Below are 15,333 nucleotides of genomic sequence, written 5' to 3' on the forward strand. Positions count from 1 at the left end.
GGCCGAGACACCGAGTCCTCGTGATCGTCGACATTCGCTGACTCATCGGTCCACAGATGACACCGCGACGACCGTTGCCCGGGGTGGCCGCCGAACCGATGCGGCCGCCCCGGCGCGGGCCGTCGTCACGACCCGAACAGTTCGACGAGATCGTCGTGGCCGAGATGATCGGCCCACTGTGCGGGCGTCGCGTCGAACCGGGCGTCGCGCACCGTGCGGTCGGCACCGAGTTCGAGCAGTCGCGCGATCATCGCGGCGTCGTCGCGTTCGACCGCGGTGTGCAACGCGGTCTGCCACGGTTGCGACACCGGCAGGTCCGATCGTCCGAGGGCGTCGATGTCGAAACCGGACTCGACGAGCAGCTCCATGGACGTGACGCGTCCGTGCCCGGCCGCCCACACGATCAGTTCTGGTCGATCTCGACGGACGGTGGCGATCACCGCGTCGTCGACACCCCGGACGACACCCGCGTCGCCCGACATCACCGCCGCCACGAACGCTTCGGCCGGGTCGAGGACCGGAACCGCGGCGCCGAGCGCCTCGAGGCGGTCAGCGAGCCGTGTGTGACCGTTGGCGACGGCGTTCTCCATCGGGGTACGGCCGTTGCTCAGCGGACTCATGACATCGACACCGTGCCGGGCGAGCAGCTCGACCCGGTCGATCTGGTCGTGATTCACCGCCCACTCGAGGAGACCCCGAACGGCGTCGGTGGGTGACGGCAGCAGGTCCGGTACCGCGTGCCGCCACCGTCCGCCGTCACCGGCGCCGAGGCCGAACCCGAACAACACCTCGAGAAAGTCGTCGTCGGCGGTGAACATCCGGTTGTACAGCGTTTGAGCGTCATTGGGTTCCGCGCCCCGTTCGAGCAACACGCGAGCGAGGGCGGTCGAATGGCGATGGGGCGGTTGGGCCTGCTCGCCGCCGCCGAAGACGCCGGTCAACACGGTGAACGGGATGGGCAGCCCGTCGAAGAACCGACCGTCGTTCACGTCGGCCCCCGCGTCGAGCAGCAGGGTGGCCGCACCGATCGTGTCCGCGGCGTCGGTCGGCACCCGTCCGTAGGCCAGGTACATCAGTGGGGACCATCCGAACGGTCCCGTCGGATCAGTCGCGACGGATGCGCTGCGCGACAACGCCACTCGAATGGCAGCGACGTCGCCGACAACTGCGGCCACGGCCGGATCGGTGCTCGGCAACGTCGGATTCTCCGACAGCACCGCCATGGCCTGCGCCGGGCGAGTGGGATCGTCGGCGGCGTAGTTCAGACAGGCCAGGCGCAGGAACCGATCCGTCGGAGACGCATCAGCGGCGGGCTCGCGGTACTCCCAGAAGCGGGCCCGGATGGCCTCGACATGTCGGACGAGGCGCGGCCAACTGACAAAACCGTAGCGACGCGCGGTCACCGATTGCGCTCGGGCGAGCGGGAATTCAGGATCGGGACGCTCCAACGCGGCTTCCGCGAGGGCGTCGGGCTCGCCGCCACGGACCGCGCGTTGGAACTCACGGGCCTGCCTACGCAGCTGACCGAGATCCGGGCGTTCTGGGAGATGCGCAACAGCCATGACAGGCTCCTCTCGTCGCCTGTGGTCCGCAGAACAGGCCGAAAGGAGTGGTTGGCCTCGATAAGGTTCGATCTGCAGGTGGGCTCAGCCCTGTCCGCGGACCCGGAGGCGTCCTGCAGGCGCCGCCGACCAGAGTAGTGCGACGGCGCGCGCAGGTCCAGAGATCAACCGCGCTCGGCGGCCGCCTTGATCTTGGCCAGCGTCTCCTTGACGCCTTCTTCGAGTTCGACGTCGAAGTTGTCGGTGCCGCCCATGGTCTTGTCGATCAGGAACGCCGAGATCGCGGTGGTCTTGCCGCCGGCGGCGACCCGTCGCTCGGTCAGCGTCACGCCGTCGGCGGACGGGGTGATCTCGAAGCCCCACACCGTGCGGTTCTCGGTGATCCGGTAGGCGATCTCGCGGTTCGGCTCGAAGGTCACCACCTTCGCGGTGGTCGGCCACACGAGCAGCCCGCGCTTGTTGATGTTGATGGTCCTCGTGCCGGGGCCGACGCTGCCGCCGCGCACGATGATCTTGCGGCACTGCGGGCTCCACTCGCCCATGCGCGCCAGGTCGGAGACGATCGACCAGACCTTCTCGGGGCTGGCCTTGATGTCGGTCGAGGCTTCGATCAGCGGTGCTGCCATGGGGGGATCTCCTGGTGTCCGGGCGCGACGGTGCGTGCGTGGAGTCTAGCGACTCCGCCCGTCATGTCCGGTTCTCGGCCGCGGACATCGACACCCGTCCGGTGCTGATCCCGGCGAGCGTTCCGCCGTCGACGAGCAGGTCGACGCCGGAGATGAAGCTCGACTTCGTCGAGTCGAGCAGGAAGTCGGCGGCCGCGGCCACGTCCTCGGCGGTGCCGAATCGCCCGGCAGCGTTGTCGGTGACCATGGACTTGTATGCGTCGTGGGCGAAGTCGGCCTCGAACTCGTCCCAGCCCATCGGGGTGGCCACCACACCGGGACTGATCGAGTTGACCCGTGCTCCGCGGTCGCCCCAGCGTGGCGCCTGGGCCTGGACGCGGATCTGGTTGGCGCGCTTGGCGTATCCGTAGGTCATCGCCCGCGCGAGGTCGGCGGGTACGTCGGGCATGGACAGCAGCCCGACGGCCGCCAGTTCCTCGGCCGGGGCGGTCGCGAACGTCGCAGCTGTCGCCGCGTCGACTGCGTCGCGGAAGATGTGGCCGGCGATGCTCGAGATGTAGACCCCGGCGCCCCCGGGGGCGATGATCTCGCCGAACTCGTCGAGCGACAGCGCTACGCCCACCAGGTCGACCGCGGCGATCCGCTCGGCCGATGCCTGCGCCGGCGACAGACCCGCGGTGTGCGCGACCGCGGTGACCGGGCCCGATCCGGCGGCGAAGGCGGCGAGCTCGCGGACCGATGCCCGGTCGCTGACGTCGACCGCGTGATCACGTACGTCGTAGCCCTGGCGGCGCATGGTCGAACTCAGTGCCTGCAGTCGAGCGTCGTCGTGGTCGGCTAGAACAACCGGTCGGCCGGATCCGAGACGTCGTGCGATGGCTTCTCCCATGCCGCCGACACCGATCACCACCAGCACGTTTCCGATCATGCGGCCACAATAGACGGGTGTCCAGACGAATGTCCGAGAAATCCTTGACTCCGTCTGGGGCCGGTGTCAGCCTCAGGTGTGACCGACATCCACATCGCCATCATCGGAGCCGGGTTCGGCGGCGTCTGCGTCGCGCTGAAGCTGGCTGCGGCGGGTCACCACTCGTTCACCGTGTTCGACTCACACCCCGACGTGGGCGGTACGTGGTGGGCGAACACCTACCCGGGCGCCGCCTGCGACGCCCCGTCACACGTGTACAGCTACTCGTTCGCGCAGACCACCGACTGGTCGCGGCGCTTCGCCCCGGGGCCGGAGATCCAGAGATACCTGCGGCGATGTGTCGACGAGGCCGGGATCGCCGGACACCTCCGACTCGGCGTCACCGTCGAGGCGGTTCGGTGGACGGGTGCGGAGTGGACTCTGACCCTGGCCGAGGGCGAGCAGCTCACCGCCGACGTGGTCGTCGGCGCGACCGGTCAGCTCAACGTCCCCGGCTACCCGCCGATACCGGGCCTCGACGACTTCGAGGGTCCGAGCATGCACACAGCGCGCTGGCGCCGCGACGTCGATCTGGAGGGCCGTCGGGTGGCGGTGGTCGGGACCGGGGCGAGCGCGGTCCAGGTCATCCCCGCGATCGCCGACACCGTCGGCGAGTTGGTCGTGTTCCAACGGTCGGCGCCCTACGTGTTCGACAAGCCCGACGCGCCGTACGGAGATCGGCTGCACCGGGTGTACCGCGCTGTGCCGGCGTTGAGATCGCTTGCACGGGCCGCTATCTGGTGGACATTCGAGGTCTTCGGTGTCTTCTTCTGGAAGTGGCCGCGGTTGATGCGGCCGCTCGAGAGGGTGCACGCCCGAGCGCTCGCGCGACGTGGTCTGGACGATGCCACGCGCGCAGGTCTCACGCCGGATCACAACCTCGGCTGCAAACGCATCCTGATCTCCAGCGAGTACCACGACGCGTTCGCCCGCGACGACGTCACGCTGGTGACCGAGCCGATCACGGAGTGCTCCGCGACGGGCCTGTCCACCGCGACCGGCCACCACGGCGTCGACGTCATCATCTACGCCACCGGCTTTCGGACGGCGCACCTGGGAACACTCGAGGTGACCGGGGTCGACGGCATCGACCTGGCGCAGACCTGGGACGGTGGAGCCCTCGCGCATCTCGGTGTCGCGGTGCCGGGGTTCCCGAACTTCTTCCTGGTCTACGGCCCGAACACGAACCTGGGCACCGGCTCGATCACGTTCATGCTCGAGGCGCAGTCCGACCACATCGTCGCCGCGGTGTCACGCCTGTCCCGGACCCCGGGTGCCGCGATGGAGGTCACCACGGCTGCCCTCGAGCGTTGGCGCAGCGAACTGCATGCGCGCCAAGTGAACTCGGTGTGGCAGTCCGGGTGCTCCAACTGGTACCTGGACGCAGACGGGCGGGACACCCACAACTGGCCGGGGTTCATGACCCGGTACGCGTCGATGGTCCGGACGCCGCGCGAGTCGGACTACCGGATGGTGGCGCTGCCGCTCAGATCAGCGTGAGCATGTCGTGGTCGGCGACCGACTCCGACAGGGCTCGCAGGTGGTCGTCTGCGCCGCCGAGAGTGTGAGCGATCGCGGTCAGGCGGCTCACGACGTGGCCCACCGGGTACTCGGCGGTGAGGCCGATACCGCCGTGGAGCTGGATGGTCTCCTGACCGATCAGTCGTGCCGAGTGGCAGATCTGCAGCTTCGCACGCGAGGCCGTGGCCGGGTCGACGTCGTCGTCGGCGAGACGCATCGACGCGTAGGTGCTGATGCTGCGTGCCAGCTCAAGTTCGACGTACATGTTCGACGCACGGTGGGTGAGCGCCTGGAAGGTCTTGAGCGGCACCCCGAACTGCTTGCGCGACTTCAGATATTCGGTCGTCTGGTTCAGCGCCTCCTCCATCGCGCCGACGGCCTCGGCGCACAGCAGAGTCTGGGTGACGACCTCGGCCTTGGTGATCACCGCGGCCACGTCGTCGACCGGCAGTGCGGTCGCGGTGGCGCCGTCGAGGGTGATCCGAGCGGCGCGACGACGATCGTGCGTTCGCAGGGCGGTGCGGGTCACTCCCGAGGCGTCGGCGTCGACGAGGAACAGTGCCGGTGCGCCATCGAGCGTGGCGGTGACGACGATCTTCCCGGCGACATCGCCTGCGAGCACCGGGCCCTTGGTGCCGGTCAGGGTGTAGCCGCCGCCGGACGCGGTGGCGGTGGTCGCCAGGGCCGATGCGGGCCACCGGTCACCGGGCTCGTCGTGCGCCCAGGCCAGGACGAGCTCGCCCTCGGAGACGGCGCCGACGATCTCGCCGCGCAGGGTGTCGTCGGTGATCGCGGCGATCGCCACGCCCGGCGTCGCCATCCCGGTGATGAACGGCTCGGGTGCCAGCGAGCGGCCGAACTCCCCGGCGACGACCGCTGTCTCGGCGAATCCGGCTCCGGCGCCGCCGTCCTCCTCGGTGAACGGCAGGCCGAGGATCCCGATCTCGGCGATGGAGGACCAGACGTCCTCACTCCAACCGCGATCGGTCTCGGCCACGGCACGCAGCTTCTCGACGTCGTAGGCGCGTCCGAGCACCTCGCGGGCGGTGTCGCGCAGGAGCGACTGCTCCTCGGTCAATTCGAAATCCATGGGTGACTCTCTTGTCGTGACTGGTGTCGGGAGGGGGTGTCCGGCTCTCTACAGGCCGAGGATCCCCGAGGCGATGATGGTGCGCTGGACCTCCGACGACCCGCCGTAGATCGAGACCTTGCGGGTGTTCAGGTAGGTCGGCATCGCGAGGTGGGCCCATTCCGAGTCGTCGACCGCGGGCTCGAAGACCGTCAGCGAGTCGGTGCCTGCGAGGTCGGTCATCAGCTCGGTGACCTCCTGGGTGATCTCGCTGCCGCGCAGCTTGAGCACCGACGACACCGGGTTGGGCTTGCCGTCGCCGTCGGACGCGACGACACGCAACTGCGTGAGTTCCAGTGCGAGCAGGGCGTTCTCGAGTTCGACGAACCGCGCACGGGTGAAGGGGTCGTCGAGCAGGGAGCCGTTCGGGGTGGAGATCGACGCGGCGATCTCCTTGGCCCGGGCCAGTCGGATCTTGTTGTACGACACCCGCGCGATACCGCCGCGCTCGTTCGACAGCAGGAACTTCGCATAGCTCCAGCCGGCGTTCTCCTCACCGACGAGGTTCTCCACCGGGACGCGGACGTCGGTGAACCACACCTCGTTGACCTCGTGGCCACCGTCGATGAGCTGGATGGGCCGGCGCTCGATGCCCTCGGAATTCATGTCGATGAGCAGGAAGCTGATGCCCGCCTGCTTCTTCGGTGCATCGGGGTTGGTGCGCACCAGGCAGAAGATCCAGTCGGCGTACTGCGCCAGCGTGGTCCAGGTCTTCTGACCGTTGACGATGTAGTGGTCGCCGTCGCGCACGGCCTTGGTCTTCAACGACGCCAGGTCGGATCCGGCCTCGGGCTCGGAGAATCCCTGGCACCACCAGATGTCGAGGTTCGCCGTCGCGGGCAGGAAGCGGTCCTTGATCTCCTGGGAACCGAACTGGGCGATCACCGGGCCGACCATCGCGGCGTTGAACGCGAGCGGCTCGGGAACGGCAGCGAGGTTCATCTGGTCTTGCCAGATGTGGCGCTGCACCGGGGTCCAGTCCTTGCCGCCGGCGGCGACGGGCCAGTTCGGCGTCGCGATGCCCTCTTCATTGAGGATGCGCATGGTCGTGACGATGTCGTCGGGGAAGTTCAGGTTCCCGGCGGCCGACCGTTCGCGGATCTCTTTGGGGATCTTGGTGGTGAAGAAGGTCCGCATCTCATCGCGGAACGCCGCTTCATCGGGGGTGAGGGCGAGGTGCATACCTCCTTATTACCCTTCGGTAGGGGTAACTCGGAAATGCGCTGAGCGGGTTTCTCCGAAACCGGACGAGGCGGCCTCCGCCGTTATCGTTCCGTGATTTTTCGTGACCTGCTCGTGACATCACGGCCGCTTGCGTCGATACCTCGTGCTGAAATCCTTCGATTGTTCCCACATGCACACAAATCAACGAGGAAGTAGGCCCGCCATGAGCGCCACCCACACCGATGCCCCCACGAAGACGAGGTCTCGGACCGTCGGACCCGTCACCACCGTGGCCCTGGTGATCGCTGTGGTGCTGATCGCGGCCGTGGTGACCTTTGTCCTGCAGAACACCGATCAGGTCAGCGTGGAGTTCCTCGCCTGGCAGCTCGACCTCGGCCTCGGCGTGGCGATGCTCATCGGTGCAGCCGTGGGAGCGGTCATCGCGTGGATCATCAGCGGAACGGTGCGCGCTCGTCGTGCGCTCAAGTGACCCGCACGCTCACGTCTGATCGAGGAGACCGCACATGATCCCGCTGCTCGCACGCCGCTACATCTATCGCTACCTGTTGCTCGCGTTCGTTCTACCGATCGTCGCCCGGCTGAGTCTGACCGCCGGCATGCGGATCGAGCGCCGCAAGGGACGACGGACCGTCGTCTCCCGCGTGCTCACCGGGCTCGGTCGGTTCTCCCGTAAGCGCGTCGAGAAGGCCGCCCGCAAGGGGGCGGTCGACGACAAGGCGGTCGCGCGGGCTCGGAACTGAGAACGGGATCAGCGGATCGAGACCGGCTCCTGCGCCGGGGTCGCCGTCACGTCGGCGGCGACCTCGGCAGCAGGCGCGCGACGCAGGTTGACGATCGCCGCGGCCGCGGCGGCGGCGACGAGCACCATGATGAATATGGCGTATCCCACTGCGGTGGAGCGCAATCCGAACATGGTGACGGCCAGACCCGCGACGACGGCCGGGACGCTGAACGCCGTGTAGCAGACCGCGAAGACCGCGGCGAAGACGCGACCCCGATCGGCCGGTGCGGTGACCTCGGTGATCGACGACATCATCCCGATCAGCGTGATGCCCCAACCGATTCCGGCGATGACCGACCCGGCGATGTAGGCGGGTGCGGACGACGCCAGGGTGGCGAACATCGAGATCAACACCCCTGCTCCGAGGCCGGTGAAGCCCAGGGTGAATCGGACCGTGGTCGATGAGGTCTGCGCCAGCGCCGCCGCGACCGCCGCGCATCCGAAGAAGGCGAACAGGATCGCGCCGCTGATGGCGTGGTTGCTGACGCCGAGGATCGATGCCGTGATCGAGGACCCCAGCGAGAGATAGAGACCGCCGAGGGCCCAACTCGCCATCAGTGCGGGCAATGCCGTCAGGAACGTGAGCCGGGCGTAGCCGGGTACCGAGATGTTCGGCGAGATGATCTGGAGGACGTGGCGTCTCGACGTGAAACCGTGTCGCGGCGACGTCTCGGGGAGGAAGGCGAGCGTCACCAGCAAGATGCCGAGCAGGGCGATGAGGACCACGTAGACGATCACGCGGGGCAGGGGAACGTACTGGACGAGGACGCCGGCCAGCACGGCTCCCGCGGCCAATCCTGCGGGCGGGCTGGCGCTGCTCAACAGGGCGCCGAGACGCGGGCTCGGGGCGAGGTCGACCATGGCGGCGCTGATCGTTCCCACCAGCGCGCCGGTGGCCAGCCCCTGCACGACGCGCGCCACGATGAGCAGCGCCACGCCGTCGGCCTCGAGGAAGATCACCATGCTGACGATCAGCAGGACGACGGCGGCGAACAGGACCGGGCGTCGACCCACGTGATCGGAGAGTGAGCCGACGGTGAGCAGTGTGCCCACCAATGCGACGACGTAGACCGCGAAGATGATCGTCAGCGTGAACGAGGAGAAGCCCCAGAGCTGCTGGTACACCGGGTAGAGCGGGGACGGTGCCGCCGACGCCAGCAGTGCGGTCGTCGACATCAGTGCGACCACCCAGAAGGCGATCGGATGCGGAATACGTCGCTGCATGTCAGTCACTCCTCGATTAAAGCAATGATCGTTGCTTTTTGAGAAGGTAGCACCGAGTGGTGTCTTAAAGCCAGTGTGTTTGCAATAATGGCAGACATGACCACATCGCGCACCTCGTCCCGACGCCCCGGCGGTCGGAGTGCCCGGGTGCAGGCCGCTGTCTACGCCGCGGTCGGTGAGCTGGTGAGCGAGGGTTTCCGCGACACCATGACCGTCCCTCAGGTGGCCGAACGCGCCGGCGTCAACCCGACGAGCGTCTACCGGCGGTGGGGCGCGGTGTCGTCGTTGCTCGAGGAGGTCGCGGTCGCGGCGCTCACCGGGGACGAGCCCATGCCCGACACCGGGAGCATCCGCGGCGACCTGGAGACCTGGTCGGGGATCATCGTCGCCGACATCACCCGGCCCGAACGCATCGTCTATCTCCGCGCGATGGTCGGTGCCCGCGAGGGCACGCCCGGTCAGTGTCCGTGCTGGGAGATCCGGGACGAGCAGGCCGCGGCGATGATCGCCCGTGCCGCCGCTCGCGGCGAGGCCGTGCCGACGGTGGCCCAGGTGCTCAACCATGTGGTGGCGCCGCTGTATCACCATGTCGTGTTCGGGCTCCCGGCCGACGAGGGGTACGCGCACTCGATGGTCGCCGACGTTCTTGCGATGGTGCCGTCGCGCGTGTTCGCCGACTAGCGCGAGCGCACCGGGCCGGTCACTGCCGGACTGGATGTCGGCTGAGGATCGACACGCGGTTGAACGCGTTGATGGCGATGGCCACCCAGAGGACCGCCGAGATCTGGTCGTCGGTGAGCGTCTCACGGGCCCGCTCGTAGTCGACCTCCTGGAGGTCATGGGAGGGCAGGTCGGTGCAGATCTCGGCCAGGCGCAGTGCGGCGCGTTCGGTGGCGTCGAACAACTCGGTGTCGCGCCAGGCGGGCAGGGTGGCGATGCGCTGCACGGTCTCGCCCGCGGCGATCGCGCGGCGGGAGTGCAGTTCGAGGCAGAACGCGCATCCGTTGATCTGGGAGACCCGCAGGTTGATCAACTCGACGAGGATGCGGGGCAGGTCGGCGTCGTGGGCGACGTCGGCGACCGCGGCCGCGACACCGCCCAGCGCGCGGTAGGCGGAGGGCGACTGCTTGTCGATGTAGATGTGCGAACCGGTCACGGTCGTCCCTCTCTGGTGCGCGTCGGGAATACTCGCGCAGGCGTATTGTTCTGGCACACATCAAGATAGACGACGCTCGACAGGCGAAGGCGGCCCGACAGATGAGCAATCTGGAGCAACACCCGGTGGAGCAGGAGTGTGTCGGGTCCCCGACCACGGGCGTCGAGGTGCTCACGGCGCGTGAGGTGCCGCTCGGCGGGCCCCGGGCGATGCTCGTCCGCCGGACCCTGCCGCAACGACAACGGTCTCTGATCGGGGCGTGGTGCTTCGTCGATCACTACGGCCCCGAGGACATCACGCGCAGCGCGGGCATGGACGTCGCGCCGCATCCGCACACCGGTCTGCAGACGGTGAGCTGGCTGTTCAGCGGCGAGGTCGAGCACCGCGACAGCGCCGGGGTGCACGCGATGGTCCGGCCGGGCGAGCTGAACCTGATGTCGGCGGGTGCGGGCATCACCCATTCGGAGGTCTCCACCCCGGACACGACGATCCTGCACGGTGCACAGCTGTGGGTGGCGCTGCCGGAGTCGGCGCGGCACTCCGAGCGCGGTTTCCAGCACCACGCCCCCGACCCCGTCGCCGTCGACGGCGCGGTGCTGCGGGTGTTTCTCGGCGAGCTCGCGGGCGAGCGATCACCCGTCATCACGTTCACCCCGCTGCTCGGCGCGGAGATCGTCATCGACCCGCACGCCACCATCTCGCTCGACGTGTCCCCGGACTTCGAGCACGGTGTGCTCAGCGACCAGGGCGATCTCCGGGTCTCCGACACCGACCTGGCCAACGGCGATCTCGCCTACGTCGGTGTCGGGGCGTCGGAGGTGACGATCACGAACACCGGATCGGTGCCGGCGCGATGCCTGCTGCTGGGCGGTGAGCCGTTCACCGAGGAGATCATCATGTGGTGGAACTTCGTCGGGCGCACCCACGAGGAGATCGCCGCCTATCGCGAGCAGTGGGAGGCCCACGCCGACCGGTTCGGATCGGTGCAGGGATACATCGGTCCGCACGACCGGATCCCGGCGCCGACCCTGCCGAACACCGTCCTGCGGCCGCGTTCGAACCCCGCGCCGCGCGCCCAGATCCCGACCGATCACCGACAGGACAGCTGATGACCACCGACAAGACCGGCGCCGAGACCACCGTCACCGACAACCCGGAACTGCAGCGGTTCGAGATCGCGCTCGATCCGGAGGGCACGGTCGGTTTCGCGCTGTACCGCGACCGGGACACGGACGACGCAGGCGCCCAGCGGATCTTCTTCCACACCGAGGTCGACGAGGCCTACGGCGGACGCGGACTCGGCACGATCCTGGTCCGCGGGTCGATCGACGCCACCCGCGCCGCGGGCCGTCGGGTCGTCCCGGTGTGCCCGCTGTTCGCGGCCTACGTCGGCAAACACGACGAGGTCACCGACATCGTCGATCAGCCCGACGTGCACGTCATGCGGTACCTACGCGAGCACGCCGGCTGAGCGGTTCTCCGCCGACGTCGGCGACGGGTACGCGAGACCGAGGTTGTCGCGCAACGTCGTTCCCTCGTACTCGGTGCGGTACACCCCGGCCTCCTGCAGCAGCGGGACGACCTCGTCGGCGAAGCGGTCGAGTCCACCGGGCGTGACGTGGGGGACGAGGATGAATCCGTCGGAGGCGTCGGCCTGGACGAACTCGTTGATCGTCTCGGCGACGGTGCGCGCCGAACCGATGAACGCCTGACGTCCGGTCACCTCGATGATGAGCTCCCGCGTCGAGAGGTTCTTCGCCTCGGCGAGCGCGCGCCACTCGTTGGCGACGTCACGCGGGTCCCGGTGGATGCGGACACTCGCCCGTCCCTTCGCGACGGTGTTCTCGCCCGGTAGCGGATCGATGGTCGGGAGCGGTCCGTCGGGGTCGTGGTCGGAGAGGTCGCGGTTCCACATCTGCTCGAGGAACTTGATCGCGGTCTGACCGCTGACCTGCTGCAGCCGGACCTCGTGCGCCAATTCCGCAGCGTCGGCGTCGGTGTCGCCGACGATGAACGTCGCGGCGGGCAGGATGAGCAGTTCGTCGTGACCGCGACCGTAGGTGGCCAGGCGGCTCTTGACGTCTTTGTAGAAGGCCTGCCCGTCATCGAGCGTCGAGTGACGCGAGAAGATCGCGTCGGCGGTCGACGCCGCGAACTCGCGTCCCTCCTCGGAGTCGCCGGCCTGGAAGATCACCGGACGGCCCTGCGGGCTGCGGGGTACCGAGAACTGGCCGGCGATGTCGAACTGCGAGTCCTGGTGGCGGAAACCGCCGACGTCGGCTCGACGCAGGAACTGGCCGGTGGCCTTGTCGGCGACGACGTCGTCGGTGTTCCACGAGTCCCACAGTTCGGTGGCGACCTGCAGGAACTGCTTGGCCCGGACGTACCGGTCCTCCTTGGCGAGATAGCCTCCCCGCCGGAAGTTCTCGCCGGTGAACTCGTCCCAGGACGTGACCACGTTCCATGCGGCGCGGCCCTCGGTGAGGTGGTCGAGGCTGGCGAACTGTCGGGCGACCTCGTAGGGCTCGTTGAAGGTCGAGTTGATCGTGCCGGTCAGCCCGAGGTGCTCGGTGACCGACGCGAGCGCGGCGAGGATGCCGAACGTGTCGGGGCGCCCGACGACGTCGAGGTCGTAGATCAGGCCGTTCTGCTCGCGTAGGCGCAGCCCTTCGGCGAGGAACAGGAAGTCGAACTTCGCACGCTCGGCGGTCCGGGCGAAGTGCGCGAACGACTCGAACTCGATGTGGCTGCCCGCGGCCGGGTCGCTCCACACGGTGGTGTTGTTGACGCCGGGGAAATGCGCGGCGAGGTGGACCTGCTTGCGGGGGGTGGGGGAGCTCATCGGGCACCTGCCTGGGCGTAGCGGTTGGCGGGACGGGACAGGCCGAGGCGCTCACGCAGCGTCGACTCGGCGTACTCGGTTCGGAACAGGGTGCGGCGCTGCAACTCCGGGACGAGGTCGCGGGTGATCGACTCGAGATCGTCGGGGATGGCGCCCGGACGCAGGCGCACCCCGCTCGCGCCGGTGTGCGGCCCGACCAGCTCGCCGATGCGGTCGGCGAGACCGGCGGCCGTCCCGACGAAGATCTCGGAGTCGCTGGTGAACTCGGCCTCGGCAAGGTCGTCGAGACGCTCCTTGCGCGCGGCGGCGGCGGCGTCGGTGGCCCCGAGGAACACGGCCAGATCGACGAAGACGTGTCCGTCCTCGTCGCGTCCTGCGGCGTCGCGGGCCGCGCCGATCCGGCCGACGATGTCGCGGGTGTCCTCGGCGTCGCGGGGGGTGATGAACGTGAGGTCGGCGGCTCTACCGGCGAAGCGGTACACCTCGTCGCGATGGGCCAACGCGGCGATGACGGGCTGCCCCTGCGGCGGTCGCGGCGTGATCGACGGCCCGCGCACCGAGAAGAAGCGGCCCTCGAAGTCGATGTAGTGCAGCTTGTCGCGGTCGACGAAACGGCCGGTCGCGACGTCGCGGATCTCGGCGTCGTCCTCCCAGCTGTCCCAGAGGCGGCGCAGCACCTCGGCGTAGTCGCCCGCCTCGGCGAGCAGGTCGTCGAGCGGGTTGTCGCCGATCTCCCGTCGACCGATCAGTCGCGCCTCGTCGTCTCGGCCGGACACCCGCAGTCGGACGCCGGCCCGACCGGTCGACACGTAGTCGAGCGTTGCGATGGCCTTCGAGAGGTGGAACGGCTCGGTGTGGGTGACCACCGCGGTCGGGATGATGCCGATCGAACTGGTGGCCGGTGCGACACGACTGGCGATCAACGTCGCGTCGAGGTGCCCGGCGGGGGTGTCGGTGCGCGGGTGGTCGGGCGTGGTCCCGTGCCGCAGGGTCAGCGAGTCCTCGAGGGTGACCAGGTCCAGCAGTCCGTCCTGGGCCGTGCGTACCTGGTCGATCCAGTAGCGGGGGGAGAGCAACTCGGTGGGTCGTGCGGATTCCTCGCGCCACGCGGCCGGATGCCATCCGGCGCCGTCGAGCGCCACGGCGAGGTGAATCGGAGCAGTCATGGTCGGCCCAACGACCGGTCGGCGTCCCGGGATTCCCGGATCGGCCGTGAGAATCACACTGAATACAACCCTCGACGGCGACATGCCGAAACGTGGCGAAAGTCTGCTCGGAGAGCAGCGGCATGGATGCATGGTCGATGCCGGATCTCTGACTGCAGAGTTTCGCCGCGGTCACACGACACCGCGCGGCATTCCCCGGTGTTCGCGACGTCTGATCAGGTCGTCCACGGTCCGCTCGCAGCTCGCCCAGTCGTGGACGACCTGGCGGTAGGTGAACCGCAGCGGGAGGTATCCGAGTTGAGCCAGCAGCCGATCCCGTGTGCGGTCGGATTCGTAACGGTCGACACCGGTGTGGTGGGCCACGCTGTCGACTTCGATGACGAGCCGATCGCCGACCAGGAGGTCGACATGACCCACCGAGGGCACATGGTGCTGGGTCGTGACCGCGATGTTCTTCGATCGAAGTCGCAACCGCACCATGGTCTCGGTGCCGGACTGGGAGTTGCCGTCGCAACGGTCGATCAGGTCTCGCACCCGAGCGGGCGCAGCCGCGGTCGTCGCGCGTAGCTCGTCGATGGTGATGAGACGTGAGTTGAGCGCGGAGTCGCAGACCACCACGAACCCCTCGTGGTCGAGGCACCGTGCCGCATGCCGCAGCGCAGTCACCACGTCGTCCACCGATGACGTCGGCGGCGGGATCGGTCCGAACAGTCGGCAGTTGTTCGGGCCCTGGGTTCCACGGTTGTCGGCCCGGACGTGGAGACGCCGCCGGTGCTCGGGGACCCAGATGCCGTGCCGTTGCAACGCCGAGACGCACGTGAGCACACCGCCCGAGGTCACCGCTTCGCACACGAGCAGATCGGCGTGGGCGCTGCCGAACCAACCGCGCCGCAGCCGGCGCAGTGTTCCCCCACGCAGGAGTCGCTTCACCTCGGCGTCGCCCACGCCGATGGTGGCGAGCTGGGCGCGCGACACGACGCCGCCGTTGCTGCGACACAGTTGTTCGAGTTCGAACACGTGAGCAGTGTCGCCACCGGACCAGCCCGGATGGGGTCGCGTGAGCTGATCTGTGCACTGTCGGGTACGAGATTTGCGCGGCCGGTGAACTGTCCACCACCAGCCCCACCGACCTTGCACTCGACCCACCCGAGTGCTAAAAAGGCTGTTGGCACTC

General features: G+C 68.5%; 16 protein-coding genes. 6 read left to right on the forward strand and 10 right to left on the reverse strand.

All coding sequences use genetic code 11. The annotated features are described in order from the left end of the window. Positions 1-125: 125 nt before the first annotated feature. From JHC79_RS10350 to JHC79_RS10360, 3 genes are all read right to left on the reverse strand, one after another. Positions 126-1,562 carry an ankyrin repeat domain-containing protein gene (locus JHC79_RS10350; protein ID WP_296390326.1) on the reverse strand — a complete coding sequence of 479 codons (1,437 nt, stop codon included), beginning with the start codon at positions 1,560-1,562 and terminating at the stop codon, positions 126-128. A 164-nt stretch (positions 1,563-1,726) separates the two neighbouring features. Further along, complete coding sequence (locus JHC79_RS10355) at positions 1,727-2,188, reverse strand: SRPBCC family protein (protein ID WP_296390329.1); 462 nt, start codon at positions 2,186-2,188, stop codon at positions 1,727-1,729. 61 nt (positions 2,189-2,249) lie between these two features. Continuing rightward, a complete protein-coding gene (locus JHC79_RS10360) occupies positions 2,250-3,116 on the reverse strand; it encodes an SDR family oxidoreductase (RefSeq protein ID WP_296390331.1) in 867 nt (288 codons plus the stop codon). Between the two features lie 78 nt (positions 3,117-3,194). On the opposite strand from JHC79_RS10360, the gene JHC79_RS10365 reads away from it, so the two are divergent. After that, positions 3,195-4,655, forward strand: a complete 1,461-nt coding sequence (locus JHC79_RS10365; protein WP_296390333.1) for an NAD(P)/FAD-dependent oxidoreductase — start codon at positions 3,195-3,197, stop codon at positions 4,653-4,655. Here JHC79_RS10365 and JHC79_RS10370 read toward each other — a convergent pair. After that, positions 4,642-5,766, reverse strand: coding sequence for an acyl-CoA dehydrogenase (locus JHC79_RS10370; protein WP_296390335.1), 1,125 nt, complete (start codon positions 5,764-5,766; stop codon positions 4,642-4,644). The genes JHC79_RS10365 and JHC79_RS10370 overlap by 14 nt on opposite strands. A 48-nt stretch (positions 5,767-5,814) precedes the next feature. Further along, positions 5,815-6,987 (reverse strand): acyl-CoA dehydrogenase family protein, encoded by a 1,173-nt coding sequence (locus tag JHC79_RS10375; RefSeq protein ID WP_296390337.1) that lies wholly within the window; start codon positions 6,985-6,987, stop codon positions 5,815-5,817. Between the two features lie 205 nt (positions 6,988-7,192). Between JHC79_RS10375 and JHC79_RS10380 the strand changes: the two genes are divergently transcribed. Both JHC79_RS10380 and JHC79_RS10385 read left to right on the forward strand, forming a co-directional pair. Beyond that, the gene (locus JHC79_RS10380) at positions 7,193-7,459 is read left to right on the forward strand and encodes a lipopolysaccharide assembly LapA domain-containing protein (RefSeq protein ID WP_296390339.1); all 267 of its coding nucleotides are present in this window, start codon (positions 7,193-7,195) and stop codon (positions 7,457-7,459) included. Positions 7,460-7,493: 34 nt separating this feature from the next. Beyond that, positions 7,494-7,730 carry a hypothetical protein gene (locus tag JHC79_RS10385; RefSeq protein WP_296390341.1) on the forward strand — a complete coding sequence of 79 codons (237 nt, stop codon included), beginning with the start codon at positions 7,494-7,496 and terminating at the stop codon, positions 7,728-7,730. A gap of 8 nt (positions 7,731-7,738) precedes the next feature. Here the strand turns inward: JHC79_RS10385 and JHC79_RS10390 are convergent, their stop codons facing one another. Further along, positions 7,739-8,995 (reverse strand): MFS transporter, encoded by a 1,257-nt coding sequence (locus JHC79_RS10390; protein WP_296390343.1) that lies wholly within the window; start codon positions 8,993-8,995, stop codon positions 7,739-7,741. A 96-nt stretch (positions 8,996-9,091) separates the two neighbouring features. Here JHC79_RS10390 and JHC79_RS10395 point away from each other — a divergent pair, with 96 nt between their 5' ends. Next, on the forward strand, positions 9,092-9,676 hold the full coding sequence (locus JHC79_RS10395; RefSeq protein WP_296390345.1) for a TetR/AcrR family transcriptional regulator: 585 nt from the start codon (positions 9,092-9,094) through the stop codon (positions 9,674-9,676). A gap of 19 nt (positions 9,677-9,695) precedes the next feature. On the opposite strand, the gene JHC79_RS10400 is transcribed toward JHC79_RS10395, so the two are convergent. After that, positions 9,696-10,151 (reverse strand): carboxymuconolactone decarboxylase family protein, encoded by a 456-nt coding sequence (locus tag JHC79_RS10400; RefSeq protein ID WP_296390347.1) that lies wholly within the window; start codon positions 10,149-10,151, stop codon positions 9,696-9,698. Positions 10,152-10,252: 101 nt separating this feature from the next. On the opposite strand from JHC79_RS10400, the gene JHC79_RS10405 reads away from it, so the two are divergent. Together JHC79_RS10405 and JHC79_RS10410 are read left to right on the forward strand one after the other, a co-directional pair. Further along, positions 10,253-11,260: a pirin family protein gene (locus JHC79_RS10405; RefSeq protein ID WP_296390349.1), complete on the forward strand. Its 1,008-nt coding sequence runs from the start codon at positions 10,253-10,255 to the stop codon at positions 11,258-11,260. Further along, the gene (locus JHC79_RS10410; protein WP_296390351.1) at positions 11,260-11,622 is read left to right on the forward strand and encodes a GNAT family N-acetyltransferase; all 363 of its coding nucleotides are present in this window, start codon (positions 11,260-11,262) and stop codon (positions 11,620-11,622) included. The genes JHC79_RS10405 and JHC79_RS10410 overlap by 1 nt, the downstream gene beginning before the upstream one ends. On the opposite strand, the gene JHC79_RS10415 is transcribed toward JHC79_RS10410, so the two are convergent. From JHC79_RS10415 to JHC79_RS10425, 3 genes are all read right to left on the reverse strand, one after another. Further along, the gene (locus JHC79_RS10415) at positions 11,602-12,993 is read right to left on the reverse strand and encodes an NtaA/DmoA family FMN-dependent monooxygenase (protein ID WP_296390353.1); all 1,392 of its coding nucleotides are present in this window, start codon (positions 12,991-12,993) and stop codon (positions 11,602-11,604) included. The genes JHC79_RS10410 and JHC79_RS10415 overlap by 21 nt on opposite strands. Beyond that, positions 12,990-14,159, reverse strand: a complete 1,170-nt coding sequence (locus JHC79_RS10420; protein WP_296390355.1) for an LLM class flavin-dependent oxidoreductase — start codon at positions 14,157-14,159, stop codon at positions 12,990-12,992. Before JHC79_RS10420 ends, JHC79_RS10415 begins: the two co-directional genes overlap by 4 nt. A 171-nt stretch (positions 14,160-14,330) precedes the next feature. Further along, positions 14,331-15,176, reverse strand: a complete 846-nt coding sequence (locus tag JHC79_RS10425) for a DUF559 domain-containing protein (RefSeq protein ID WP_296390357.1) — start codon at positions 15,174-15,176, stop codon at positions 14,331-14,333. Positions 15,177-15,333 lie beyond the last annotated feature (157 nt).

It is taken from the genome of Williamsia sp., assembly GCF_016462415.1.
Taxonomy (GTDB): Bacteria; Actinomycetota; Actinomycetes; order Mycobacteriales; family Mycobacteriaceae; genus Williamsia_A.